The 26196-nt window shown below is 52.6% G+C and carries 28 protein-coding genes; 22 read left to right on the top strand and 6 right to left on the bottom strand.

What is annotated here, in order from left to right:
* A partial coding sequence (gene gltA, locus BLW33_RS09840; RefSeq protein WP_090308242.1) for an NADPH-dependent glutamate synthase occupies positions 1 to 1296 on the top strand: 1296 nt, incomplete at its 5' end.
* Positions 1297 to 1402: 106 nt separating this feature from the next.
* Here gltA and BLW33_RS09835 read toward each other — a convergent pair.
* Both BLW33_RS09835 and BLW33_RS09830 read right to left on the bottom strand, forming a co-directional pair.
* A complete protein-coding gene (locus tag BLW33_RS09835; RefSeq protein WP_090308239.1) occupies positions 1403 to 1795 on the bottom strand; it encodes a flavodoxin in 393 nt (130 codons plus the stop codon).
* Between the two features lie 401 nt (positions 1796 to 2196).
* A complete protein-coding gene (locus BLW33_RS09830; RefSeq protein WP_090308236.1) occupies positions 2197 to 2841 on the bottom strand; it encodes a hypothetical protein in 645 nt (214 codons plus the stop codon).
* 293 nt (positions 2842 to 3134) lie between these two features.
* Here BLW33_RS09830 and BLW33_RS09825 point away from each other — a divergent pair, with 293 nt between their 5' ends.
* The 18 genes from BLW33_RS09825 to BLW33_RS09740 all read left to right on the top strand — a co-directional run bounded on the left by BLW33_RS09825 (position 3135) and on the right by BLW33_RS09740 (position 18648).
* Positions 3135 to 3719 carry an ANTAR domain-containing response regulator gene (locus BLW33_RS09825; RefSeq protein ID WP_090246370.1) on the top strand — a complete coding sequence of 195 codons (585 nt, stop codon included), beginning with the start codon at positions 3135 to 3137 and terminating at the stop codon, positions 3717 to 3719.
* Position 3720: 1 nt separating this feature from the next.
* Entirely contained in the window at positions 3721 to 5133 is a 1413-nt protein-coding gene (locus tag BLW33_RS09820) for a sensor histidine kinase (protein WP_090308234.1), read from the top strand.
* A gap of 141 nt (positions 5134 to 5274) precedes the next feature.
* The gene (eutA, locus tag BLW33_RS09815; protein WP_090308231.1) at positions 5275 to 6702 is read left to right on the top strand and encodes an ethanolamine ammonia-lyase reactivating factor EutA; all 1428 of its coding nucleotides are present in this window, start codon (positions 5275 to 5277) and stop codon (positions 6700 to 6702) included.
* Between the two features lie 30 nt (positions 6703 to 6732).
* A complete protein-coding gene (locus BLW33_RS09810) occupies positions 6733 to 8100 on the top strand; it encodes an ethanolamine ammonia-lyase subunit EutB (RefSeq protein WP_090308229.1) in 1368 nt (455 codons plus the stop codon).
* A gap of 16 nt (positions 8101 to 8116) precedes the next feature.
* On the top strand, positions 8117 to 9007 hold the full coding sequence (eutC, locus tag BLW33_RS09805; RefSeq protein WP_423230246.1) for an ethanolamine ammonia-lyase subunit EutC: 891 nt from the start codon (positions 8117 to 8119) through the stop codon (positions 9005 to 9007).
* A 9-nt stretch (positions 9008 to 9016) separates the two neighbouring features.
* Positions 9017 to 9670, top strand: a complete 654-nt coding sequence (gene eutL / locus BLW33_RS09800; protein WP_090308224.1) for an ethanolamine utilization microcompartment protein EutL — start codon at positions 9017 to 9019, stop codon at positions 9668 to 9670.
* A gap of 33 nt (positions 9671 to 9703) precedes the next feature.
* Positions 9704 to 11179: an acetaldehyde dehydrogenase (acetylating) gene (locus tag BLW33_RS09795; protein WP_090308222.1), complete on the top strand. Its 1476-nt coding sequence runs from the start codon at positions 9704 to 9706 to the stop codon at positions 11177 to 11179.
* A 28-nt stretch (positions 11180 to 11207) separates the two neighbouring features.
* Positions 11208 to 11507 carry a BMC domain-containing protein gene (locus tag BLW33_RS09790; protein WP_090308219.1) on the top strand — a complete coding sequence of 100 codons (300 nt, stop codon included), beginning with the start codon at positions 11208 to 11210 and terminating at the stop codon, positions 11505 to 11507.
* 1 nt (position 11508) lies between these two features.
* Positions 11509 to 11790 carry a BMC domain-containing protein gene (locus BLW33_RS09785; protein ID WP_090246383.1) on the top strand — a complete coding sequence of 94 codons (282 nt, stop codon included), beginning with the start codon at positions 11509 to 11511 and terminating at the stop codon, positions 11788 to 11790.
* Positions 11791 to 11809: 19 nt separating this feature from the next.
* A complete protein-coding gene (locus BLW33_RS09780) occupies positions 11810 to 12571 on the top strand; it encodes an ATP-binding protein (RefSeq protein ID WP_090308218.1) in 762 nt (253 codons plus the stop codon).
* A 9-nt stretch (positions 12572 to 12580) separates the two neighbouring features.
* Positions 12581 to 13192 (top strand): phosphate propanoyltransferase, encoded by a 612-nt coding sequence (gene pduL / locus BLW33_RS09775; RefSeq protein WP_090308215.1) that lies wholly within the window; start codon positions 12581 to 12583, stop codon positions 13190 to 13192.
* A 13-nt stretch (positions 13193 to 13205) separates the two neighbouring features.
* The gene (gene eutJ, locus BLW33_RS09770) at positions 13206 to 14030 is read left to right on the top strand and encodes an ethanolamine utilization protein EutJ (RefSeq protein WP_090308214.1); all 825 of its coding nucleotides are present in this window, start codon (positions 13206 to 13208) and stop codon (positions 14028 to 14030) included.
* 9 nt (positions 14031 to 14039) lie between these two features.
* Positions 14040 to 14753, top strand: coding sequence for a hypothetical protein (locus BLW33_RS09765; RefSeq protein ID WP_090308211.1), 714 nt, complete (start codon positions 14040 to 14042; stop codon positions 14751 to 14753).
* 4 nt (positions 14754 to 14757) lie between these two features.
* Positions 14758 to 15039 (top strand): EutN/CcmL family microcompartment protein, encoded by a 282-nt coding sequence (locus tag BLW33_RS09760; RefSeq protein ID WP_090308209.1) that lies wholly within the window; start codon positions 14758 to 14760, stop codon positions 15037 to 15039.
* Between the two features lie 14 nt (positions 15040 to 15053).
* Positions 15054 to 16409 carry a 4Fe-4S dicluster domain-containing protein gene (locus BLW33_RS09755; RefSeq protein WP_090308206.1) on the top strand — a complete coding sequence of 452 codons (1356 nt, stop codon included), beginning with the start codon at positions 15054 to 15056 and terminating at the stop codon, positions 16407 to 16409.
* On the top strand, positions 16406 to 16945 hold the full coding sequence (locus tag BLW33_RS09750) for a BMC domain-containing protein (RefSeq protein WP_090308204.1): 540 nt from the start codon (positions 16406 to 16408) through the stop codon (positions 16943 to 16945). The genes BLW33_RS09755 and BLW33_RS09750 overlap by 4 nt, the downstream gene beginning before the upstream one ends.
* A gap of 39 nt (positions 16946 to 16984) precedes the next feature.
* Complete coding sequence (locus tag BLW33_RS09745) at positions 16985 to 18211, top strand: ethanolamine utilization protein EutH (RefSeq protein WP_242911649.1); 1227 nt, start codon at positions 16985 to 16987, stop codon at positions 18209 to 18211.
* Complete coding sequence (locus BLW33_RS09740) at positions 18208 to 18648, top strand: cupin domain-containing protein (RefSeq protein WP_090308198.1); 441 nt, start codon at positions 18208 to 18210, stop codon at positions 18646 to 18648. Before BLW33_RS09745 ends, BLW33_RS09740 begins: the two co-directional genes overlap by 4 nt.
* 246 nt (positions 18649 to 18894) lie before the next feature.
* Here the strand turns inward: BLW33_RS09740 and recQ are convergent, their stop codons facing one another.
* The gene (gene recQ, locus BLW33_RS09735; RefSeq protein ID WP_090308253.1) at positions 18895 to 20745 is read right to left on the bottom strand and encodes a DNA helicase RecQ; all 1851 of its coding nucleotides are present in this window, start codon (positions 20743 to 20745) and stop codon (positions 18895 to 18897) included.
* A gap of 160 nt (positions 20746 to 20905) precedes the next feature.
* Here recQ and BLW33_RS09730 point away from each other — a divergent pair, with 160 nt between their 5' ends.
* From BLW33_RS09730 to BLW33_RS09720, 3 genes are all read left to right on the top strand, one after another.
* A complete protein-coding gene (locus BLW33_RS09730; protein WP_242911648.1) occupies positions 20906 to 22108 on the top strand; it encodes a CaiB/BaiF CoA transferase family protein in 1203 nt (400 codons plus the stop codon).
* A gap of 32 nt (positions 22109 to 22140) precedes the next feature.
* On the top strand, positions 22141 to 22437 hold the full coding sequence (locus tag BLW33_RS09725) for a hypothetical protein (RefSeq protein WP_090308192.1): 297 nt from the start codon (positions 22141 to 22143) through the stop codon (positions 22435 to 22437).
* Positions 22438 to 22609: 172 nt separating this feature from the next.
* Positions 22610 to 23350 carry an HD-GYP domain-containing protein gene (locus BLW33_RS09720; protein WP_090308190.1) on the top strand — a complete coding sequence of 247 codons (741 nt, stop codon included), beginning with the start codon at positions 22610 to 22612 and terminating at the stop codon, positions 23348 to 23350.
* Here the strand turns inward: BLW33_RS09720 and BLW33_RS09715 are convergent.
* From BLW33_RS09715 to BLW33_RS09705, 3 genes are read right to left on the bottom strand one after another with little or no spacing between them, the layout of a single operon-like run.
* Complete coding sequence (locus BLW33_RS09715) at positions 23328 to 23723, bottom strand: hypothetical protein (RefSeq protein WP_090308187.1); 396 nt, start codon at positions 23721 to 23723, stop codon at positions 23328 to 23330. The genes BLW33_RS09720 and BLW33_RS09715 overlap by 23 nt on opposite strands.
* A 44-nt stretch (positions 23724 to 23767) precedes the next feature.
* A complete protein-coding gene (gene gltS, locus BLW33_RS09710) occupies positions 23768 to 24967 on the bottom strand; it encodes a sodium/glutamate symporter (protein ID WP_090308185.1) in 1200 nt (399 codons plus the stop codon).
* Between the two features lie 30 nt (positions 24968 to 24997).
* Positions 24998 to 26029 (bottom strand): BMP family ABC transporter substrate-binding protein, encoded by a 1032-nt coding sequence (locus BLW33_RS09705; RefSeq protein ID WP_090308182.1) that lies wholly within the window; start codon positions 26027 to 26029, stop codon positions 24998 to 25000.
* Positions 26030 to 26196 lie beyond the last annotated feature (167 nt).

Raw genomic sequence — 26196 nt, 5'->3', positions numbered from 1 at the left:
GAAGCCGAAGCCGTCTCCGAAGCCGAACGCTGCTTAAACTGTAAAAAGCCCAAATGTGTTGCCGGCTGTCCCGTCTCCATCGACATCCCCCGGTTTGTAGGGCACGTTGCCGAACGGAACTTTGAAGAAGCCGCTAAAACCATCGCTGAAGCCTCCGCCCTTCCCGCCGTCTGCGGCCGGGTCTGTCCCCAGGAAAGCCAATGTGAAGGTCAGTGTATCCTCGGCATTAAAGGCGAGCCCGTCTCCATCGGTAAGCTCGAACGCTTTGTCGCCGACTGGGCCATGGCCCATCATATCGTCCCCACAGTCACCGCTGAACCCAAGGACAAAAAAATCGCCGTCATCGGAAGCGGCCCCGCCGGACTCACCTGTGCCGGAGACCTCGCCAAAATGGGCTACACCGTCACCATCTTCGAAGCGCTGCATGAAGCCGGAGGCGTCTTAGTCTACGGCATCCCAGAATTCCGCCTGCCCAAAGAAGCCGTTGTGGCCAAAGAAGTGGAAAACGTCAAAAAGCTCGGTGTCAAAATCGAAACCGACGTCGTCATCGGCAAAGCCACCACCATTGACGAGCTCATGAACGACGAAGGCTTCGATGCCGTCTTTATCGGCTCCGGTGCCGGACTCCCTAAATTTATGGGCATCCCCGGGGAACAGGCCAACGGTGTCTTCTCCGCCAATGAATACCTCACCCGGAACAACCTCATGAAGGCCTTTAAAGACTACGACACCCCCATCCACAGAGGCCACAAGGTCGCCGTCGTCGGCGGGGGCAACGTCGCCATGGACGCCGCCCGAACCGCCCTGCGATTAGGCGCCGACACATACATTGTCTACCGAAGAAGTGAAGTCGAGCTTCCCGCAAGAGTAGAAGAAGTCCACCATGCCAAGGAAGAAGGCATCCAGTTCCACCTCCTCACCAACCCCAAGGAAATCCTTGTAGGCGAGGACGGCTGGGTCACCGGCCTGCGCTGTGTCAAAATGGAGCTCGGTGAACCCGATAACTCCGGCAGACGCCGCCCAGTGGAAATCCCCGGCAGTGAGTACGACATCGACGTGGACACCGTCATCATGAGCCTGGGGACCTCCCCCAACCCCTTAATCTCCAGCACCACCGCTGGCTTAGACACCAACCGCTGGCAGTGCATCGTGGCCGAAGACGGCACAGGTCAGACCAGCCGGGAGGGCATCTACGCCGGCGGGGACGCCGTCTCCGGTGCCGCCACCGTCATCTTGGCCATGGGGGCCGGGAAGGAAGCGGCCGCGGCTATTGATGGGTATTTGAGTAAATCGTAAAAAAATATTTGAATATAAAAAAAGCGTCACCGTTACTGGTGGCGCTTTTGTCTTTTGAGATAGGGGGAGTTCCTTGGAGACCAAGGGGAATCCTCTATCTTTTGGCTTATTCTACAATATCTGGGAGCGTTATGTCCTCTCCTACCAAATCGATTATTTTTTTAAATCCATCCCGTTGTTTCATCGTACTTCCCAAAGAAGTAATAATCGCTGTTATATTTTCTTTTCCCACCGTCTCCACAAAATTCTTTACCCCAGGGGGCATTGTTCCAGCCCATAAAGGAAACACCACAACAATTTCATCCGTAATGTCTGGTTCAAGGTAGTCTGCGGGTATCGTTTTTCCGCTGAGTGCCATCGCTCCAGCCTTCATATAATTCACTTTACCATCCCAGTTTTTATGATCATCAATCATCCTCGCTGTGGTTTGATAACGTGCTGCCAATTGATCAGCAATTGCCTTGCTTCTTCCAGTGCGTGAAAAATAATATACTTGCATAGAACTTCCTCCTAAAATTATAATGGGCCATTATCTATCTTGAGTTTTCGTTCAAGAAGCACCCCCGCCCTGCTCAATCAATGCCGATTTTTACAGCCTTATACCTGAAATAGGTATAAGTTGTCTGCTGTTTTGGAAAATGGTCAAGTATGTCAATAAAGGGTATTGTAGCACACTCACTTAAATCAGCGAATGAAAAATACTCGTTAAGCCGAACTTTTTTTATCTTTTTCAGACGGTCATGCCTTTGGGTCTGTTCAGCGATGAACTCTGCGAAGTGCAGATTTCATTTTTGCGCTTGTCACTGTCCTTTCAGGACAACAGGCCCACTGGAAGGGCACACTGTTTTACATTAAGGCGTGGCAAGCGGTTCCCGACGATTACAGGCTTTGGACTTGTTATCACGCGGTCCGAAAAGAACACCCGACGGCTCCGCACTGGCTACAGTCGTGGAGGGTAGACTGGCCCTTTATACCGGCATCGGCCCCATAATAATACAGCAGGGAATTGACGGGAATGAGCATATAGCTTTCCGTTATATCCACATCCAGGGGGTGGTTTTCAGGGGCTTCGGCCTTGAGGAGCTCCAGAACAGCACCCTGGATTTCCGGGGGAATGCCATTTTCTCCCGGGGAGTATTGACAGGTGAGGTTTAGCCCCTGGGACAGGAGGGCTGCTTCAATGATGGCGTTGAGTTGGTTTGCGGCGTTAAAGAGGATTTCACTGACGAGGTGGTCCAGAAGGTAGGCTTCTAAGTGTTGGCCCTCTGCCATTTTCTGCTGGCCAATGGTTTCAAAATCCCGGGAGCAGGTAATGAGGCCAATAACGATGTGGGAGCAGCAATCCACGCTGGGGAGAATACCCTGGTACTGGTTGGGTAACACAGCGTAGCAGGTAGTGACGCCCAGGCAATTCCGGGCGAGCTGATAAAGCTCCGGGAGGGTCCGGGCAGCGTGTTCGGCGGCATGGGAACCGGGCTTTAATTTAAGTTGACGAAAGATTTTTTCCTGATCGGCTTGGATTTGAGGTTTGATGAATTTAAACATAGGCGTCTCCTTTGGGAATTATCTCTTATCATAGCATGGAATGGTGCTCAGTGAAAGGACTCTGTTTCATGCAAACTTAATGTAAGCTTAACCTATCAATAACCCGTTGACGGATAAACAATAGTTTGCTATCATAATGATATCGATACAAATGAAAAATGTTTAGAGTGATGAAGCTCCTTTGATACAAATCAAGGGGGCATTTTCTTTTTTGAAACGGTGTGTTAATCCATCGCGGCGAGGGGTGTGCTGTGGCGGTGGATGAAGGATTTCAAATTAAAAGGAGAGACGTAATGGATGATGGAAGAGCAACGGTCATTATTGTTGACGATGAGCCCATAACGCGCATGGATTTGAGGGAGATTTTAGAAGGAAAGGGGTACATTGTCATTGAAGAAGCCAATGATGGTTTTGATGCGATTTTGCTGTGTCGAAAGCATCATCCGGACTTAGTTTTCATGGATGTCAAAATGCCGCTTTTGGACGGAATGTCAGCCTCTCAGATTATCATGGAAGAGAAATTGGCAGGGACCATTATTTTACTCACGGCCTATACGGATCAGAAATATGTAGAGGGTGCTAAGAAAAACGGTGTGGGCGGATATATGGTCAAGCCGATTGTGGAGGGGGCCATTATTCCAACCATCGAGCTGGCCATGGCCAGGAGCAATGAGGTGCAGCAGCTGCGACGGGATATGGAAAAGGTTTCTGAGCGGCTGAAAAGCCGAATTGTCATCGAACAGGCCAAGGGGCGTTTGATGCAGCGGGGAAAAATCCAGGAGGATGATGCCTACGGCTATCTGCGCCGGGTCAGTCAGGAAAAAAATGTACCCATTCGGCGGGTAGCCGAATATGTGTTGATGCAGACAGGGGGATGAGATGGAAACAGCGAGAAGCCTGTGCCAGCTCCACACCGATTTAACGGAACAGGAAATTTTAACCATTGAGGCCATGGCCGCTATCCTTCAGCCCATTGCCAATATGGAGGACGCTGATATTTTTATCGACTGTATCTCCCGGTCCGGGGATGCGCTGGTGGTGGCAGAAGCAAAGCCCTTGGGAAGTTTTTCTTCTTATGAAAACAGCGTTTTAGGTATGCCCGCCCAGGAAGACAATGAACCCGCAGTGGCAAGGACATTCCGACTTGGAATACCAACCAAACATATGAAAGCAATGACCCAGGAAGACAGGTGCGTTATCCAATCGGTGGAACCTATATTCAACGACAGCAAGGTAATTGGCGTTTTAATCCGAGAGCAGGCCATGGATGAATTGAAAGGCCTGGAGACCGAGCCCTTTACCATGGATGGCCTTTACCCCGATGTTTTTATTGAAGATGATAAGCAGTGGTGGTTAGATGAATATCTGGAAGAGGGCCTGATCCTGGTGGATCGAAATGGCATCGTTCGGTTTTGCAATAAGTGTGCCTCCAATTTATATAAGGAGCTGGGGTATGTGGGGGATATTGTCGGTCAATCCTATAAAAATGTTCGCTTGGTCAGTATGGACTGCGGCCATTTACCAGGAACCCTGGCGAACAAGGAAACCGAGCTGGCCAACCACCATTTCAATATTCGCCACGTCAGCAGTGGGAAGGACGATGATTCCTTCGCGGTCATTATCCGGGATATTACCCGGGAGCGAAAGCAGGAGCAGGAGTTGATTTTAAAATCGGTAGCCATCAAGGAAATCCACCATCGGGTAAAGAATAATCTTCAGACCATCGCATCCCTATTGCGCCTCCAGAGCCGACGCTCTGAAAATGAAGAGACCCGGGAAAATCTGGAAAAAAGCATGTACCGTATTTTGTCCATTGCCCGAACCCATGAGCTGCTGGCGAAAAATGGGATCGACCAGGTGAAAGTGATGGCCGTTATTTCCAACATTCGGGATAATCTTATGCGGATTTGTGATCCCACCCTTGAGCTTCAGGTGGATTTAGAAGGGGATGATTTCTATATTTCATTAGATATTGCGACGACCATTGCTCTGGTTATCAATGAAATCGCACAAAATTCGCTAAAGTATGCCTTTGTGGATCGGGAGAGGGGGAGTATTTCCATTCAGATTACCCAGGGGCGGCTGTATTCCAGTATTGAAGTGGCCGATGATGGCTGTGGCTTTGATGTTGAGAAAATTAAAAAAGAGAGTTTAGGGCTGTCCATTGTTAAATCGCTGGTGCGGGATAAACTCCACGGGACGTTAAAGCTGGAATCTGATGATCAGGGAACCCGGATTGCCTTTGAATTTTCAACACAGATGCATGATGTGCAAAATAATTGTGCCGTTTGAGGCACTTGAAATAAACTGAATATGTAAGGGAGCCTGCAATGACGCAGGGCTCCAATACCTTGGTGAAGAGGCCTGGGCAATGGGAATTGATGACGATTCCGATGTCCAGGTTTTTTTGTTGGAAAAAACGGAGGGTATCCAGTGAAGGAAGTGATAAAAAGTGTGGGAATCGACATCGGAACATCGACCACCCAGCTGGTTTTTAGTCAATTGACCATCGAAAATCTGGCCAGCAGCTTTACCGTTCCGCGAATCAGTATCGTCGATAAGACCGTGTTCTACCGGTCGCAAATTTATTTCACTCCCCTTAAGGCGGAGGATGAGATCGATGCGGGGGCGGTAAAGACCTTGATCCTACAGGAGTACGCGGCAGCAGGGATTTCGCCCGGGGATTTAAAAACCGGGGCCGTCATCATCACCGGGGACACTGCAAGAAAGAAGAATGCGGATGCCGTCCTCCAGGCCCTCAGTGAAATGGCCGGGGATTTCGTGGTGGCCACCGCCGGCCCGGATTTAGAGTCCGTCCTTTCGGCCCGGGGGGCCGGGACGGATGTGCTGTCCCAAGAACATCACAATTGTGTGGCGAATATTGACATTGGTGGGGGAACGAGCAACATCGCCGTATTCGATAAAGGCAAGCTGGTGGGGACCGCTTGCCTGGACATTGGGGGACGGCTGGTGCGTGTGGAGGGGGGACGGATCAGCGGGATTTACCATAAGCTAAAGGCCCTGGCCCTGGAACATGGACTTCCCCTGGAAATGGGTCAGAATGCCGACATTGCTGTCCTGAGGCAGCTGTGCCGGCTGATGGCGGACCATTTGGCCGAGGCCCTGGGGCTGCTGCCTAGGGAGGCGGACCATGGGCGGCTGTACACCAACAATGGACAGCCTTTGCCGGAGGGTCTGATTATCGATGCCCTCACCCTTTCCGGAGGGGTGGCAGACTGCATGGGTCAGGAGAAATGCGACGAGTTTTGTTATGGGGACATTGGGGTTTTACTGGGGGAGGCCATCGAAGGCCATCCGGCCTTTCAGAAGGTAGAGCGCTATCCCGCCCGGGAGACCATCCGGGCAACGGTGGTGGGCGCCGGTAGCCATACCATGAATGTCAGCGGAAGCACCATCCATTATGTGGAGGCGGTCCTCCCCATGAAGAATATTCCGATTTTAAAGCTTTCCCACGAGGAGGAAGCCACTATCCCCGGTTTAATTCTGGGAATTAAGCGCCGGCTCCCCCTGTTTATCCAGGAGGATGGACCGAGCCCTGTGGCCATTGCCCTGTCGGCATCGGCCTATGAAAGCTTCCAGGACATTCAGGCCTTGGCCAGGGGAATCCTGGAGGGATGCGCCGCCATTATCCAATGGGAAATTCCCCTGGTACTGATTCTGGAGTGCGATATCGGGAAGGTCCTGGGGAATGCAGTGGACAGCATTTTAGGCGGCAAGAAGGACATTATCTGCCTGGACGGCGTGTATGCGCAGGACGGGGATTATATTGATATCGGAAAACCAGTTGCAGGAGGGAGGGTATGCCCTGTCGTTATCAAAACAATGGTCTTTAACACGTAGGCAATCGGCATTAGAGAAGGAGGAAAAACAGTGATTTTAAAAACAAAGCTATTTGGGACGACCTATTCCTTTGGGTCCCTTCGGGAGGTCATGGCGAAGGCGAACGAAGAGAAATCCGGGGATCGGTTGGCGGGGGTTGCGGCAGAATCGGCGGAGGAACGCGTTGCGGCCAAGGCCGTGCTTTCCCACATCACCCTGGGGGAGATACGGAATAATCCAGCAGTCCCCTATGAGGAGGATGAGGTTACACGCATCATCCAGGATGATGTGAATGAAAGCATTTATATGGAGCTGAAGAATAAGACGGTGGCAGAGTTCCGGGAGTGGATATTGGATGAAAAAACCGACGGGGCAATGATCCGCCGGGCCTCCCGGGGAATTACCAGCGAGATCGTGGCAGCGGTGTGCAAGCTCATGGGGAATCTGGACCTGATTTATGCAGCAAAGAAGATACGGGTTACCGCCCATTGCAATACGACCATCGGCCTGCCGGGGACGTTTTCATCACGACTCCAGCCCAACCACACCACCGACGATATCGACGGCATTATCGCCTCGACCATGGAGGGTTTTAGCCTAGGCTGTGGGGATGCGGTGCTGGGTCTGAACCCGGTGGATGATTCAGTGGAAAATGTCACCCGGGTTTTAAAGGCTTTCGATGCCTTTAAAAATGAATGGGAGATTCCCACCCAGATCTGTGTACTGGCCCACGTGACTACCCAAATGGAGGCCATCGAAAAGATGAATGCCCCCATGGATTTGATGTTCCAATCCATTGCCGGATCCCAGAAGGGCAACGAGGCTTTCGGGATTTCTGCACAAATGCTTAAGGATGGGCACGATTTAATGCTCAGCCGGGGCACCAGCACCGGTCCCAATGTGATGTATTTTGAAACCGGCCAGGGGGCAGAGCTATCCTCTGATGCTAACTTCGATTGGGATCAGCTGACCATGGAGGCTCGATGCTATGGCCTGGGCAAGTGTTACAATCCATTCCTGGTCAATACCGTGGTGGGCTTCATCGGACCGGAATACCTGTACGATTCCAAGCAGGTCATTCGGGCGGGTCTGGAGGATCACTTCATGGGTAAGCTTACAGGGGTGTCCATGGGCTGTGATGCCTGTTACACCAACCATATGAAGGCGGACCAAAATGATATTGAAAATCTGGCCACTTTGTTGGTGGCCGCTGGGTGTAATTATATCATGGGGGTTCCCCAGGGGGATGACTGTATGCTCATGTATCAATGTACAGGCTACCATGAAGCGGCAGCCCTTCGGGAGGTTTTCAACCTTCGTCCCACGGCCCCCTTTGATGCCTGGATGGAGAAAATGGGCTTTTCAGAAAATGGAAGATTGACTCCCTTAGCCGGGGATGCCTCGGTCTTCGTTAAATAGTCAGGAGAGTGTGATGATTAGTGAACAAGAATTGAGGAAAATCGTCAAGGATGTCATCGCCGGGATGGATATTTCAGGAACCACCCAGGAGATGACGGCACCACCTTTGATGGAAGTCCAGGGAGAGGGCGGTGACCTGGAGTCGGGCCTGATCCCGGATGTTACCGCTGTCGATATTACAACACAGTATTTGGTGGAGAATCCCCTGCACAAGGAGGCCTACGCCCAGCTTAAGGCCAACGCACCCTGCCGCCTTGGCATTGGCAAGGCCGGCGCCCGGTACAAAACTGATCCGGTCCTCCAATTCCGGGCTGCCCATTCCGCTGCCCAGGATGCCGTCTTTACCGATGTGGACGAGGATTTTGTGGATAGCCTTGGGGTATTCACCGTCCAAACCCAGTGTGAGAACAAGGATGTTTACCTGACCCGCCCGGATCTGGGCCGGCGCTTAAGCGCCGAGGGCGCCGCCATGGTTAGGTCGCGCTGTGTGCCGAACCCCCAGGTTCAGATTTTTATTGCAGACGGATTAAGCTCTGCGGCGGTCGAGGCCAATGTCAATGAGGTGTTGCCTGCCATTATCCAGGGCCTTGAGGTAAACGGCATCCAAATCGGAACGCCCTTCTTTGTCAAATACGGACGGGTGGCTGTGATGGATGAGGTGTCAGAAATTACCGGTGCGGATGTTACCTGCGTGCTCATTGGAGAGCGTCCCGGGCTTATCACCGCCCAGTCCATGTCGGCCTACATGGCCTATAAGGCCACGGTGGGAATGCCCGAGGCCAGGCGCAACGTGCTTTCCAATATCCATCGGGCCGGGACCAATCCGGCAGAGGCTGGGGCACACATTGCCACAGTGCTGAAAAAGATGCTGGACGAAAAAAACAGCGGAACAGATTTAAAACTATAGGAGGAAAGCGTGAAAGGTGATTTTTTAAAAACGAATGTTCTCGCGACGAAGCTTATTCCCAATGTTAACCCGGAAATGGCCAAAGCCCTGAAGCTGCCCAAGAATCTGAAGGCATTGGCCCTGATTACAGCAGACTGTGATGATGTAACCTACACGGCTCTGGATGAAGCCACAAAAAAGGCCGAGGTCCAGGTGGTGTATGCCAAGAGCTTTTACGGAGGGGCAGATAATGCCAATACCAAGCTGGCCGGAGAAATCATCGGGATACTGGCCGGGGAAAATCCAGCGGAGGTTAAAAGCGGACTGGATGCCTGTGTGGATACCATCGAAAATGTGGCCCACTTTATCTCGGCCAACGCGGATGATTCCATTTGTTATTACGCCCACTGCATCGCCCGGACGGGGAGCTACTTATCCAAGGGGGCCGGAGTCCCCGAGGGCGAAGCCCTGGCCTATCTCATCGCGCCGCCCCTGGAGGCCATGTACGCCGTGGATGCGGCCATGAAGGCCGCAGATGTACAGCTGTGTGAATTGTACGCACCGCCCTCTGAAACCAACTTTGGGGGGGCACTGCTGACAGGGTCCCAGTCTGCCTGTAAATCAGCTTGTGATGCCTTTGCCACTGCCGTTGAATATGTGGCGGAAAACCCCCTAGAGCGATGAAATATCATCGGATAAACGGAAGGAAGTGAGCATATGCAGTTATACGATAAGGATCTGCTGTCGGTTCAGGAGGTTCGGGAACTGCTGGAAAAAGCCCAGGCGGCCCAGCAGGAGCTGGCGCATTCAAGTCAGGAAGCCGTGGATCGAATTGTCAAAAGCATCGCTGAGGCCGGAGTGCGCAATGCCAAGCGCCTGGCCCAGCTGGCCAACGAGGACACCGGCTTTGGCCGGGTAGAGGATAAGGTCATCAAAAATATATTCGCAAGCCAGGGGGTTTATGAATATATCAAGGATATGAAAACCATTGGTGAAATTCATCGGGATGATGAGAAAAAGGTGCGGTCCATTGCCGTACCCGTAGGGGTTATTGCGGGACTGGTGCCCTCCACTAATCCTACATCCACGGTATTGTACAAAGCAGAAATCGCCATTAAGGCGGGGAACGCCATTGTCTTTTCACCCCATCCCGGGGCATTGCGATCCATTATGGAAACCGTAAAGGTTATCCGCCAGGCCATTGCAGAGGGGGGTGGGAAGGAGGACTTAGTATCCTGTATCACCATCCCCACCATGCAGGCCACCGACCATTTAATGAAGCACCCCATCGTCTCTATGATTCTGGCTACCGGGGGGTCTGCTATGGTCCGAGCCGCTTATTCATCAGGGACGCCAGCCATTGGCGTGGGCCCTGGAAACGGCCCGGCCTATATTGAAAAAACGGCGGATATTCCCGCGGCAGTGTCTCAGATTATGGATTCCAAGACCTTTGATAATGGCACCATTTGTGCCTCAGAGCAATCCGTCATCTGTGACGATGCCCTGGCACCCCAGGTTCAAAAGGAAATGGAGGCCCAGGGAGCCTACTTTCTGGACGATGACCAACAGCGGCAATTGGGGGCGTTTATCCTCCGGGCCAATGGCACCATGAACCCCATGATCGTGGGGAAGGATGTTCAAACCATTGCTGAGCTTTCAGGACTGACCATTCCAAAGGATGTCCGGGTTCTGGTGGCCCGGGAGAATGGTGTGGGCCGGGGACATCCTTATTCCAATGAAAAGCTGACCCCCATTCTGGCTTTCTTTACTGCACCGGGGTATCAGGAGGTTTGTGAAATGTGCCGGGAAATTCTCCACTATGAGGGTGCAGGCCACACCTTTGCCATCCATACCCAGGATGAAGCCATGGTGGACTACTTTGCAGCCCGGATTCCGGCTTCCCGGATTATTGTCAATTCCCCCAGCGCCCTGGGAGGAATCGGGGCGACCACTGGCCTGATGCCGGCCCTTACCCTGGGGTGCGGTGCCATTGGCGGCAGTGCCACCTCTGAAAATGTAGGTCCCCAGAATCTTATGGATATCCGTCATGTGGCCTATGGGTGCCGGTCCCTTTCAGAGATTAGGAAGTCTGCGGAGATGCTGGAGGGTGGCTGTATGGTCCAATCGGAACTCACCGAGGCGGATGTGGACGAAATGGTCGCAGAAATCATCAAACGGATTCAGGCAATTTAGCCATTTTAAATAACAGGAGGAAATTATAATGAGCTCATCTGAAGCATTAGGAATGATCGAAACAAAGGGTTTAGTTGCATCCATTGAAGCATCGGATGCCATGGTTAAGGCGGCTAATGTCACCTTGATTGGCAAGGAACGGGTCGGCGGCGGATTGGTTACGGTGATGGTCCGCGGGGATGTTGGCGCGGTTAAGGCGGCAGTAGATGCCGGGGCCACGGCGGCAGAACGGGTGGGACAAATTGTTTCCGTCCACGTCATCCCAAGACCCCATACTGAAGTTGAAGCCATCCTGCCCCATTTAGATACCCCCATTAAAGGAGAATAGTATGTCGGCATATCAAGCACTGGGAATGATTGAAACCAAGGGATTGGTAGCCTCAGTGGAGGCCTCGGATGCCATGGTTAAGGCGGCCAACGTCACCCTCATTGGCAAGGAGCTGGTGGGCGGCGGATTGGTCACGGTGATGGTCCGTGGGGATGTTGGGGCGGTGAAAGCAGCGGTGGATGCCGGTGCCACAGCGGCGGATAAGGTGGGGAGCCTGATTTCTGTCCATGTCATCCCCCGGCCCCATAGCGAGGTCGAAGCTATTTTGCCAAGATTAGAATAGATTGGGAGGATGATAGGGCATGAAAGTGATTACAGAGGCCGCCCTGCGCCAGGATCTAAAGGCGAATGAGACGGTATACCATTTGGAACAGGGAAAAATCCTGTCACCGGCTGCCCAGGAATATCTTTCCCAACGAAAAATAAAAATCCTTCGTGAGTGCCAGGCAGCATCAGAAAAAGGGCAGTCGGCTGCTCCCCCTGCAGCCCTTCCCCTTTCGGAGAAGCCACGCTACATTGATGAGGAAACCGGGGCTTTCTTTATGGAGAAGCCGGAGTATATGACCCAGCTCCATGGGAATGTCCTGGTCATGAAAACCCATCCCCGGATTATCTTCCGGGGAAAGCTTGACTATCTCCAGGCGGTCATCATCAGAAACCAAGCCGGACTTATGGCCAGTGGCCGATCGGGAATCCTCATCGAGGAGCTGGAGGATATTTTGGAGACCCTCCGCCAGATGATGCGCAGCGAGGTGCTGGATACCCCCTTTATCAAGGCAACCATTATTGGGCTGGATCAGAGTCAGCTTCGGGCACAGTCCCATGACCCCATGGCGTATTTCAATATTAAGCAGATGGTGCTGCCCGATAAAAGCCTGGGGGAAGAATACGCCTGCCTGAATATTCTTCGGACAGAAATCCGCCAGGTGGAGATTAGTGCCATCAAGGCCTATCAGCAGGGTAAGGCCGTTCATCATGGGGATATTGTGGAGGGGTTAAATCGACTGTCCAGCGCAGTACATATCATGATGTGCAAATATTTGGCGGGCATGTATAACGGATAGGAGGATGAAATGAAGCAAATAGTGGATACCGTGTTGGAGTCCATGATCCGTGGAAAGCTAATCCAGATAGAGGTTTCTGCCCGCCATGTCCATTTGAGCCAAGGGGATTTTGAACGCCTTTTCGGCGTGGGTAAGGCCATGACCTTTCAGCGGGCCCTTTCCCAGCCGGGTCAATTTCTGGCAGAAGAGCGGGTGACCCTTGTAGGTCCAAGAGGACAGCTGGAACGAACCGCCATCCTTGGACCGGCCAGGAACCGCACCCAAATTGAGCTGGCCTACAGCGACTGCAGAAAGCTGGGAATCGATGCCCCCTTGCGGGAGTCCGGAGATACAGCGGGCTCCGGCGGCCTTAAATTACAGGCAGCGGGTGGTCAAATCGATGTGACAGAAGGGGCCATTATCGCCCGAAACCATATGCATCTGACCCCGGAGGGCGCCGACCGCTTTGGCCTTGTGGATAAACAGCGTGTCGATGTCCGGGTACTGAGCGAACGGCTGATGACCTTTCAAAATGTGACGGTCCGGGTGAATCCCGCGTTCCGAAACCGGATGCACATCGATATGGACGAAGCCAATGCTGCAGGGATTAGCGGATTTACCCTGGGACGCATCCTGGGGTGAAAGGAGATGGAGTATGTTAGATTTAGAACGGATTGAGCGGCATGTTTGTGGTGTCGAGCGATCCATCACCCACACCCCGGAGGGCCCCATCGATCCAAAGCAGCTGAAGGTTGGCCTGGATTTGGGGACGGCCTACATCGTCATTGTCGTCCTGGATCAGGATAATGAGCCGGTGGCCTGTGAAAAGCAGGCGGCCCAGGTCCTAAGGGATGGCATTGTGGTGGATTATATCGGAGCTCTGAATATCGTAAAAGCCCTCAAGGCGCGATTAGAGGAGCGGTTGGGCTGCGAGCTGTTAAACTGCGCCATTGCCATGCCGGCGGGAACCGAGTCCAGCGTTAAAACCCACCGCTATGTAGCCGAGGGGGCTGGCTTTGAGGTGACCAATGTGTTGGATGAACCCACTGCGGCCAATGCCCTTTACCAAATCAAGGATGGTCTGGTAGTGGATATTGGCGGTGGGACCACAGGGCTGGCCTTTTTTGAGGACGGTGTCGTGACAGATATTGAGGATGAACCCACTGGCGGCGTCCATCTCTCCATGGTCCTTGCTGGGAATTACCATATCTCCATGGAGGAGGCAGAGATTCTCAAGCAGGATTACGGAAGGCATCGGGAAATTTTACCGGTGGTGAAGGCTGTTGTGGAAAAGATGGCCAGCATCATCTGTCAATACGCCCTGGGACGCAGTGTCGATGCCATCTATTTGTGCGGTGGAACCTGCTGTCTGACGGGGATGGAAGGGGTTATTGAAAGGGAAACCGGTATCCCCACGGTCAAGCCCCGGAATCCCTTTTTGGTGACACCAACGGGGATTGCCATGAATTGCAGGATTTAGGGAGAAACAATGGACGTCAATCAATTAATCGAAGAAGTGATGGCCCGGGTGGCCACTCAATTATCAGAAACGGAGCCATCGGCTCAGAAAAAAGCGGAAGAACCCCAGAAGCCCAGATGGCTGGTTCTGACCGATCCCCAGGGGGACGGTGGCCCTTCGGTAGTGGCGGACCCGCGCCTGGAGGTGCAGTACTGCCTGGAGGAGGTCTCTGTAGAACCGGGGACGGATTTTGGGGCTTATGAGGGCATTATTTTAAAGGGACTGCGCTGCAGCACCGTGGGCCAGCTGGCTGCTGGCACCGGGGGAAGTCCCTATGTAGAGACCATTATGTCAGCCCTACTTTTGGGGAAGCGAATTGTTGCTCCCCGGGAGGGTATTCAGCTGTTCAGCATCCCCCAAAGTGAACGGGGCCCCTATTGGAGGCTCTTTGAGAAGCAGCTGGATGGTCTTAAGACCCTGGGCCTGGAGGTTTGTGACCGGGTGGAGCTGATGCACTGCCTGGAAAATGACGCTCCAGTTCCTTTGGGACCAGAGGAAATCCCAAAGGAAATTCCAGGGGAAACGAGGGTGGCTACCATCGAAAAGCATATTATCACCGAGGTAGATATTGTGAAGGCCAACCGGGAAAAACCCCAAATTATCTATATTCCAGGCCATGCCATTTTAACGGATATGGCCCAGGAATTTATCGACGACTGTGAATTCAGCGTCGAAAGAAGGTAACCCCATGAAGGTGGGAGAGGTGATTGGCAGTGTTTGGGCCACCCGAAAAATGGATAAGCTAAATGGCTTTAAGCTGATGCTGGTCAAGCCCTATCAGGTGGAAATCGGCAAGGGCCAGGGCGATCCCTTTGTCGCTGTGGATACCATTGGGGCAGGGATTGGAGAAACGGTCATTGTCGTTGGGGGCAGCTCCGCCCGGGGTGCCGCAGAGGATTCCCATTGCCCCGTGGATGCCGCCATCATTGGCATTATTGATGATATGGAAATTCACCGAAGCGATGGATAAGAGAGGGGGATGTCATGGATTTAGTGAAAGAAGTGCAGGCGGCCGGTGTCGTTGGTGCCGGCGGGGCAGGATTTCCGACCCACATTAAGCTTGGGGCCACGGCAGAATGCTTTATCGTCAATGCAGTAGAATGTGAGCCCCTCATTGCTACCGATAAATATTTGTGCCGCCAGGAGGCAGATAAAATCATCAAGGGGATCCAGGCCATTGGCTGGGCCCTGGGTGCCAAGCGCTTGATTATTGCCCTTAAGGAAAGCTATGTGGCAGAAATTGCCTGCCTTCAAAAAGCCATTAAAGAGGCTAAAGCTGCCATCGAAATAGTGACCCTTCCCCCCTTTTATCCGGCGGGTGATGAGCAGAGCCTGGTGTATGAAGTGCTGGGCAGAATCGTCCCAGAGCGGGGACTGCCCCTGGATGTCGGTGTTGTGGTGGATAATGTGGGGACCGTGGTGGATGTTTGGAATGCGACCCAGGAAAAGCCAGTGACCCATAAAATACTATCCGTTGTGGGAGAGGTGGATAACCCCACCCTTCTCCAGGTGCCCCTGGGGACGCCCATTAAGGACTGCCTGACCCAGGCCAAAATGAAATCCGGGGAAATGGCCGTTCTTTTAGGTGGCCCCATGATGGGGCGCATTCTGACGGACTCTGGGGATATCGATGGGGCAGTGGTTACCAAGACCCTGGGCAACCTATTGGTTCTGCCCCGGAACCATGAGCTGGTGCGCCGGGGGACGACATCCATCCAGGGGATCAAGCGTCAGGCCCTGAGTGCCTGTATCCAGTGCCAGATGTGTACGGATTTATGTCCCCGGTTCTTAATTGGCCATTGGGTCAAGCCCCACGAGGTCATGCGCCACGCCTTTAAAGAAAACAGCCTGGGGGACGACGCCTTTATTCGGGCCTTTGGGAGTGCCGTCAATTGCTGTGACTGTGGGATTTGTGAGCTGTTTGCCTGCCCCATGGGGTTATCTCCCCGTCGAATGAACGGCTATTTTAAGGAAAAGCTTCGGGAACGGGGACTGACCATTGAAAAGGGGCGGGACCCAAGGGTTCACCCCATGATTGCCCATCGTCGGATTCCCACCCATCGGCTCATTGCCAGGATCAATTTGCAGGCTTACGAAGGGCAAAAACCCAGGGAATGTGGCCAATTATCACCGCCCCTGGTTCGGATTCCCCTGAAGATACACATTGGCAGTCCGGCCCGGCCCATTGTAGCTGTGGGTGATGTGGTGGCCCTGGGGCAGCCAATTGGTGAAGCCCAGGAAGGGCTATCGGTTAACCTCCACGCCAGTATGGCGGGCACCGTTACGGAAGTGACAGATTATGGGATTACCATTGAAGGAAAAGGAGGTACCCAGGGATGAAGCGTGCACTTGGAATGATTGAGCTGGCCAGTATTGCCAGAGGCATAATAACGACGGATGCCATGCTGAAAGCCGCCCAGGTGGATCTGGTTCGGGCATCCACGGGATGTCCCGGGAAATATATTGTACTGATTTCCGGGGATGTGGGCGAAATCAGGGCATCCATGGAGGCGGGAATCCATGTGGGCGAGGCCTATGTGGTCAATACACTGTTGATTCCCAATATCCACGATCAGCTGGTACCAGCCCTGATGGGGACGGTACAAGTGGTTGAGACCGAGGCCATCGGCGTCCTGGAATTTTATTCCATTGGGGCGGCCATCACCGCCGCAGATACAGCGGTGAAGGCTGCCCAGGTGACGCTGCTGGAAGTACGGATCGGCTATGCCATTGGGGGCAAGGGCTTTGTTACCTTAACCGGGGATGTGGGCGCTGTTAAGGCCGCAGTATCCGCAGCCAACTTGTCAGATGAGCTGCTGGTGGAGACCGCTGTTATTCCGCGGCCAGCGGAAGCACTGGTGGATTCCTTATTGTAATGGAGAATAGAGAGGGATAAAAGAATGTTTAATGAATTGATGCAAAATATTACAAATATCGATGTCTTTACGTCAAGCATCGGGGAGTGGATTGGAAATATTTCCGTAAACTCCGTCATTATCATGATTATGATGATTTTCATGATTGTTGGTGCCGTCGATAAAATTCGGGGGAACAAGCTGGGGTATGGGGAACAATTTGAAGAGGGCTTTAATGCCATGGGCCCCCTGGCCATGGCCATGGCCGGGGTGGTGGCGGCGGCACCGGTACTTGCCATTATTCTAAAACCTATATTGGTGCCGGTTTATAACTTGGTCGGTGCGGATTCGTCCATGTTTGCCACAACACTGCTGGCCTGTGACATGGGAGGGTATCCCCTGGCCATGAATATGGCGGCTAATGAAACCATTGGGAATTTCTCGGGCCTGATTCTGGGCACGATGATGGGCCCGACCATCGTCTTTACCATCCCCGTGGCCCTTTCCATTATTAAGAAGAAGGATCGCCCATACCTGGGTGCCGGGGTTTTAGCAGGGCTGATTACCATCCCCATCGGTTGTATTGTCGGTGGCCTGGTCATGAATCTGACCCCCTATAAAATGAATATTGGGACCATTCTGGTCAATCTGATTCCTGTTATTATCATTTCCGGGCTCATCGTTCTTGGCCTATGGTTTAAACCCGCCAAAATGATCAGTGGCTTTAATAAATTCGGAACTGGTGTGACGACTGTCATTACCTTCTTTACAGCGGTAGCGGTCTTTGAATACATGACCGGGATTCGTTTCCCTTTAATGGATATTATGGTCACCCCGGATGCCGCTGGGGTCATTCCCCTGGAATCCGGTTTGTTGATCTGCGGGACCATCGCCATTGTGTTAATTGGGGCATTTCCCATGGTCAAGTGGATCACGGATACCTTTGGAAAATCTCTGGAAAAGGTGGGTCAAAAGCTGGGGATCGACGAGAACAGCTCGGCGGGCCTGGTGGCCAGTTTGGCCAATAATATTGCCATGTTTAACATCATGGATAAAATGAATGGAAAGGGAAAGCTCCTCAATGTTGCCTTTGCCGTATCTGCGGCCTTTGTCTTTGGAGATCACCTGGGCTTTACCGCCGGGGTGAACCAGGAGATGATTTTCCCCGTTATCGTCGGAAAGCTGGTGGCTGGTATTACAGCCCTTATTTTAGCCAATGCTCTGGCACCGAAGCTGCTGAGTAAAATTGAAGCAACCCAGGAAACCGAGCAGGAGGAAGAGGAATGAATCTGAGTGAAGCATTGATTAAACAAATTGTGGAAAGCGTGATGAAGGAGCAGTTTGGCCAGTCGGCGGCGTCCTTTCAAAAGACCCAGGACCCCAGCGGTATTATCCAGGTTAAAACCGATACCGTAAAGTGTGAGCCCTTTGGGGAAACTCCGGGGGTTGGCCTGCGGGATATCCTGTCCCTGGAGGAGGCACCGCGGATTGGGGCTGGAATCATGGAGCTGGATCACACCCGCTTTGAGTGGACCCTGACCTATGACGAATACGATATGGTCATCGATGGGGAGCTGGAAATTGAAATTGATGGCCGGACCATCTCCGGGGGACCTGGGGATATCCTTTATATTCCAAAGGGCAGCCATATCTTTTTTAAAACCCCCTCCAAGGCGCGGTATGCTTATTTTGTCTATCCCGCCAATTGGCAGGAGCAGGAATAATTGCGGCAGTAAACAAATGACCTTGGGGTAGGACGATGCTCTGCCCCGGGGCTCCTTTTGACATGGTGCTCAATCCTTTGCGTGCTGTGATACTCACACCATCACAGCGCCGCAGCCTTGGGTGGAATTCACACCTCCATAACCCATATACGTCCAGGGAATACCTGGAACGCACCAAATCCATAGAACAACGGACCACCAGTCTTCCATCATCCTGGCGGTCTCTTGTTCTTTTTTGCATATTTTTTAGGAAGGGCTTTCCCCGTTCTGCTTCCAATCCCGGATGGCCGCCATAAACGCATCCCCATACCGCTCACATTTCACCTGGCCCACACCGGAGACGGACAGGAAGGCCTCGGTGGTGGTGGGCAGGACGGCACACATATCGGTTAAGGTGGCGTTGGAGAAAATCACATAGGCCGGCACGCTCTGTTCCTCGGCCAGCTGGTTGCGCAGATCCCGAAGGATTTCGAAAAGCTCGGGATGAAGGGCATCGGTGCTCCCCCTGCGTTTTCCTTTTTTGCGGTCTTTGGCCCGGCTGATTTTACGCTCTACGGGCAGGGTGAGGGTCAGCCTTTCCTCCCCTTTGAGAATAGGACGGGCCCTTTGGCTCAGGCGCAGCACCGGAAATTGTCCCTCCTCGACGACAATGTACCCCAAACCCGTCAGGCTGCGGATGATTTGGCGCAGTCGGGTTTCGGAGTTCTCGGCCATGATGCCGTAGGTGGAGAGGGTGTCAAAGCCTAAATCCGACAGGCGCTTGCTCCTACTCCCCCGGAGGACATCGATGACCATCTTCGCCCCAAAGCGGCTGCCTGTGCGGATGATACAGGAAAAAATCTTCTGGGCGGGTACCGTCATATCCAGGGTTTCCTTTTCGGCATTGCAGTTGCCGCAGTGGCCGCATTCTGCCGGGGCCTCCTCCCCAAAGTACCGAAGCATATACCCCCTTAAGCAGTCCTCGGTGTGGCAGTAGAAGGTCATGGTTTTCAGGCGTTCCTCGTCCAGGGCCCGAAGGGCCTGGGGGTCCGCATCCCCGGATTCGGTAAAGGAATGAGCGATGAAAAATTGCTGGGTCCGCACATCCTGGGGGCTGTAGAGCAGAATGCAATCTGCCGGCTCCCCGTCCCGGCCGGCACGGCCCGCCTCCTGGTAGTAGCTTTCAATATCCCCGGGCATATTGTAGTGGATCACATAGGAGACGTTGGATTTATCAATACCCATACCAAAGGCGTTGGTAGCCACCACCACGGGCTTTTTATCGTAGATGAAGGCATCCTGATTCCGGCGGCGGACCTCATCGGAAAGACCGGCGTGGTAGGGAACTGCCGGAACGCCATCGGCCACCAGGGCCTCTGCCACCTGCTCCACCAGCTTTCTGGTGGCACAGTAGATGATGCCGCTTTTATCCCGGCGCTTGTCCACCAGGCGGAGGAGCTCCGGCAGCTTTTTATCGGGGTGATGGACCTCGAAGTTCAGGTTCGGGCGATCGAAGCCGGTGACCAGGCGCTTGGGCTCCGCCAAATTTAAAAGGGTGGCAATATCCTCTTGGACCTGGGCGGTGGCCGTGGCGGTATAGGCGGAAACCACCGGGCGGGCCTCAAAGCTCTGGATAAAATCCGGAATGGCCAAATAGGCGGGGCGGAAATCCTGGCCCCATTGGGAAATACAATGGGCCTCATCTACAGTAATCATACTGACGGTTTGGTCGGCGATGAAGGCCATGAAATCCTGGGCCATTAAACGCTCCGGGGCGATGTAAAGCAGCCGGCAGGTGCCGGAGTCTACATCCTCCAAGGCTTGACGGTATTCCTCATTGCTTAGGGAGGAATTCAGGCAGGCCGCGGGGATACCGTTTTGAACCAAGGCCCCCACCTGGTCCTTCATCAGGGAGATGAGGGGGGAGATCACCAGGGTCAGTCCCGGAAGCATTAGGGCAGGAATCTGGTAGCACAGGGATTTTCCGGCTCCGGTGGGCATGATCCCCAGGGCGTCCCGCCCTGAGAGGACCGCATCGATAAGGACCGCCTGCCCGGGCCGGAAGGCATCGTACCCAAAATAGTGTTTTAAAATCTGTTCCTTGCTTTGTACAGTCATGGCGTTTCCAATCATTTATTTTCTTATTTTTATTATACATCAGAAAAAGGCAGAGAACAAAGGAAGAAATCCCAGAGAAGGATTTACAAATGGCGGCTGGGCCGTTATACTGGGGAAGTGGGGATAAGGATGAATTTTTTAGTATAAAAAGTGAGGGTATATGATGAGTTATAATACAGGCGCTTTATCGGATTTAAAGGTTTTAGATTTTACGACACTTTTACCAGGTCCCTATGCTACCTTGATGCTCGCAGACCTGGGGGCCCAGGTGCTTAAGGTAGCCTCTGGCAGCCGGCCGGATATCGTAGCAGATTATCCCCCGATGGTGGAGAATACGGGAATATCTGCCAATCAAGCTTGGCTGGGACGGAATAAACGCTCCATGTTTTTAAATCTTAAGACACCCGAAGCCGTTCATATGATTAAACAACTGATTATGGAGTACGACATCGTCATCGAGCAATTCAGGCCAGGAGTGATGGATCGTCTGGGACTGGGCTACGAGGATTTAAAAGCGGTAAATCCTCGCGTGATTTATTGCTCCCTGACGGGATACGGTCAGGACGGCCCTCTGAGCCACCGGGCGGGCCATGATATTAACTATTTGGCCCGGAGTGGGAATATGGCCTACTCTGGCCGGGAAACCACGGGGCCGGTGCTGACCAATATGCAGATTGCGGATCTTTCGGTGGGCTCCATGAATTCAGTGGTGGGCATTCTGGCGGCAGTCCATCATCGGACGGTTACCGGAGAAGGCCAATGGGTGGATGTGGCCATGTACGATGGACTCATTCCCTTTAACGCCATGGACGGTACGGCTTTCCTGGCATCTGGGGAGCGGCCCACCCGGGAGGGCACCCGCTTAAATGGTGGCTGCCTCTACGATTTTTACGAAACCGCTGATGGTGAGTACATGAGTGTGGGGTCCTTGGAACCTCAGTTTTGGGCGGGCTTCTGTGAGTGCATGGGCCGGCCGGACTGGGTGGAAAAGACCGTCTGGCCAGAGGATGTGGCGGCTGTAAAGGCCGAGGCCCGGGCAATTTTCAGGACCAGGACCCAAGACGAATGGCAGGCCATCTTCGGTCCGGTGGATGTGTGCGTGGAGCCGGTACTCAGCCTGCCCGATGCCCTGCTGACCGACGCCCATGTTAAAGCCCGTCAAATGGTGGTGGAGGTCGCCATGCCGGAGCATCCGGAGGTGCGCCTCAAGCAGCTGGGGTGCCCCATTAAGCTATCGGCCTGTCCGGTATCCTACACCGAAGGGGGAAGAGCCCTGGGGGCAGAAACCCAGGAGGTTTTAAAGGAGCTGGGGTATTCGGACACAGAAATTGAGGACTTTACAGCGAAGGGCGTTTTTAATTAAGGGTGATCGAAGAGGGAGGATTCAATAGAGGAATGAAGGAAATCTGTTTTAACGATGTTTTATTTGCGTGTTCTCAAGCTTTGGATTATGTGGAATATGAACTACTGGGAGCCACCAATCACCATTCAAAAAGGGTAGCCTGGATGGGAATGGAGCTTGGGAACGCTTTGGGGATGTGCGATAAAGATTTAATCGATCTGGTGGCCTGCGCCCTCCTTCATGACAACGCCCTGGCCGAGTATATTGCGACGGAACTCCGCGGGATGGATAACCCTGAAATGATGGATATAGGGATTCACTGCAAGCTCGGTGAGCGAAATATTGCATAACTTCCAATGGCGACAAATGAGGATGGGGCGGTGTTGTATCACCATGAAAATGCTGATGGCAGTGGCCCCTTTGGTCGGACCGCCAAAGAAACACCCTTAGCGGCCCAAATCATCCATTTGGCGGATCAGCTGGATGTCGCGTTGGATTTAGGACATTCAAAAGTATTTATCAATGAATCGAAATCGTTGTTTTTCAGGAGAGTTAGTGGATCTCTTTTGGGATACCTTTACGCTTTCGGACTTGAGCAACCTGGAGGGTGGAGAATTAGAGATGCGGATTGAATCTCGTCTTCCCCGACGTACCGCCCTTTATTCCCATCAACAGTTTCGGGATATGGCCACCCTCTTTGCCCGTATTACAGATTATAAATCGGCGTCAACATGCAGGCATTCCATGGGGATTGCAGAAAAGCTGGAAAAAATGGGGCACTATTATGGATATGATGCGGAAGGCTGTATGGACCTGTTTATGGCTGGGGCTTTTCATGACATCGGTAAGCTGATGGTACCCAATGCGGTGCTGGAAAAGCCAGGGCGATTAACCGCCGGGGAATATGAAATTATGAAAACCCATGCCGAAAAAAGCGATGGGATACTATCGCATATTAAGGGGTTTGAAACCCTTCGGAAATGGGCCTCCCAACACCATGAAAAGCTGGATGGCTCGGGGTATTTTAAGGGGCTCTCTGCCGGGGATTTGGGCTTTGAAGAGCGTCTGGTGGCCTGTGTGGATATTTACCAGGCCCTTACCGAGCCAAGACCCTATAAGTCCGGGTTAACACACGCTGTAGCCATAAAAATGATGTTAAAAATGGTGAAAAAGCATCAAAGTGATGGCGGGATTGTTGCGGATTTGGATCGGGTGATGGGCAGTAGGGTGCATTTATCCACTAATTCCCACGCACCAGGGTGACCTGCAGCGCGGAATAGGTCGCAATGATATCATCCCCCTTAAAGGCGTAGCCAATGGTGAGGGGGGCATCCATATCAGCCGAAGAAATGGTGATGGTTTTATCCGTGTTGGTATAGGTTCCAGAATAACTTTTGGGGTCACCATTAATGGTGGCATCCACAGAACCGGTGCCATCGGCATTGAGGACGATGCGCAAGGATACGTCCCCAACCACTTTCTTTAGGTTTTTGGCAGATTCCGGGGAAATGGTCCAGGACCCCACCAGGCTTTTTTCAGGGGTTGGGTTGGTTTTCTCCTGGGATGCTGCACAGCCACCAAGCAGTAAAACAGACAATAATGCGATAAACAGGGTGATTTTTAATGGACGTTTCATTGATTTTCTCCTTATACAACGATGATAATACGGTCAGATTCTTTTTAACTTAAGAGATTAATAAAAAAGGTTACGATAATGCTGTTGAAAAAATCCACAAAAAGGGCTCCAGCGATGGGGATGATGAGAAAGGCCTTTTCTGAGGGCAGATATTTCTCGGTGAGGGCCTGCATATTGGCCATGGCATTGGGGGTTGCTCCCATACCAAAACCACAGGTACCCGCTGTGATGATGGCAGCATCGTAATCCCGGCCCATCAGTGGGAACACCACAAAGCGGGCAAAAAGTGTCATCAGTAGAACCTGGGCGGTCAGCATCAAAATGAGGGGGATAGCCAGGGCAGCCAGCTGCCAAAGCTGGAGGCTCATGAGGGCCATGGCTAAAAAGAGGGAAAGTGTGGCCTCACCGACTTCGGCAATTTCAAAATCGTACACCGGGAAGGCCCCTGTTTCATCGGAAATATTTCGGAGGATCGAAGCGGCAATCATGGCACCGATGTAGGAGGGGAAATTGAGACCAGACTGAGCGATGGCCCAGGAGATTAAGGTTCCGATCCCCATGGCAATGGCTAATTGGCAAATTCCCCGGGTGAGGTTTCCGGCCAGGATTGAGGAGGTATCCCCTTCGACTTCAACTTCAGTGTCAAGAATAACATGACGTTCTTCCAGTCCCTGGGTGAGATTAAACGTATCGATGAGCCGTTTTCCCAGAGGTCCTCCCAGTAAAGAGCCAGCAACCAAGCCGAAGGTGGCGGCAGCCATGGCGATGCTGGTAGCCCCATCGACGCCGGCGGCTTTGAGCATGGGGCCAAATGCACCGGCACTGCCATGACCGCCCACCATGGGAATGGAGCCTGTGCAGAGGGCCAGCAGTGGGGAAACCCCGACAACGTAAGACATGCCCAGGGCGACAAGGTTTTGCAGCAGAATCAGTCCAATGACGAGAATAACAAAGAGAACGAGAGGGAGTCCGCCGTGTCTTAGGGATTTGAAGGAAGCGCCAAATCCGATGGAGGTGAAGAAGGCCGTCATACAGACCTCTTGGAGGGTGAGGTCAAAGGAAATCTGAAAGAGATCGGTGGTATAGCCCAGAAGGGTGACCAGGGAAAAGAGCAGGCCACCCACCACTGGCGCAGGGATACAGAATCGGGCGAGAATCGGAATGTGTTTTCTGAGGAACTCGCCGAGATAAAGAACGACGGCGGCGACACCCAGGGTTTGAATCATATCCAGGGTTATGATCATAAAAGAATCATCCTTTCCATTGTGGGATTATTAAGAAGCATCGGATAAGCTTTGGTATTGGCCCTGGGTGGCGGGGATCGGGCGTTGGCCATTTTTAATCTCAAGGCTTAACGCATCAAGACGCTCTGTGAGCTGGGGAAAATGGGCATCAATATTGGGATTTTCCTTGGGAATACCCACTGCATCTTCCTTTAAGCCCCGGACAATGACAGTGCCCCCTTCAAGATTACCGTCATGGAAGCGCTGGGTAAAGTATTTGACCACATTAGTGGTCCGCTTGACGACACTGGTTAAAATAACCCTGGGAGCATTTTCATACTGATCGATATCGGCTCCGATAACCCATTTGTCAGCGGTAATGGCTGCTTCAATCACGCCGGTTCCAGTGGTGCCGGCAACCGGAAAGAGGACATCGCACCCACTTTGGTAGAGTTGGGTGGCTTTTTTTTGGCCAAGGGCGGCCTCGCTAAAGGAATCGGTGTAGAGGACATCGCACTGGATGTTTTTTCCGAGCTCCTTTGCTGCAATCTCAACACCATAACGGTAGCCGTATTCAAAGCGCTCAACCGCAGGAATTTTCATTCCCCCAATAAACCCAACATGGTTGCTTTGGGTGGCGGTTCCCGCGGCATAGCCGGCCAGGAAGGCGGCCTGCTCCGAGGCAAAAACAATGGTATTCACATTTTGGGGAAGAACGGTCTGAGTATCGCTGGCATCTAAAATAATGTAGCGTATATCGGGATTGTAGCCGGCAGAGGTTAACAGCGCATCTTCTGTAGTCCCACCCATTCCCCAAATTAAGGTGTTGCCATCGTCGGCCAGTTTTTCGGCGTTAGCCAGGTAGTCCTCTGGGGATTGGGACTCCAAATAACTCACGGCGGTGTCAGGGTTACTGCGTTCAAAGGTTTTTAGACCCTCGTACATGCCGTAGGTGTAGCTATTCTCAGTGAGCTGGGGCGAATCGCCAAGCATGGCATAGTGAATTTCAGGTGCTTTTCGACATCCTGAAATTAAAATAATGCCTCCCAATAAAAGGGTCAAAAGTATCCACAATTTCTTCATGATATCCTTCCTATTTTCCGTCGTCTGTATTTGCTCAGTTCCTCGACAAGCTTATCTCCCTATTTTAGACAATAATCCTTAGAAAGACAAGGGGATAAGTATAACTCGTTCCGCTTCGCTTCACTCATCCCCTCATACTTCTGTTAGCTTACGCGTAAAAAAAGACA

It is taken from the genome of Eubacterium aggregans, assembly GCF_900107815.1.
GTDB lineage: Bacteria > Bacillota > Clostridia > Eubacteriales > Eubacteriaceae > Eubacterium_O > Eubacterium_O aggregans.
This window is presented reverse-complemented; position numbering and strand designations above follow the sequence as displayed.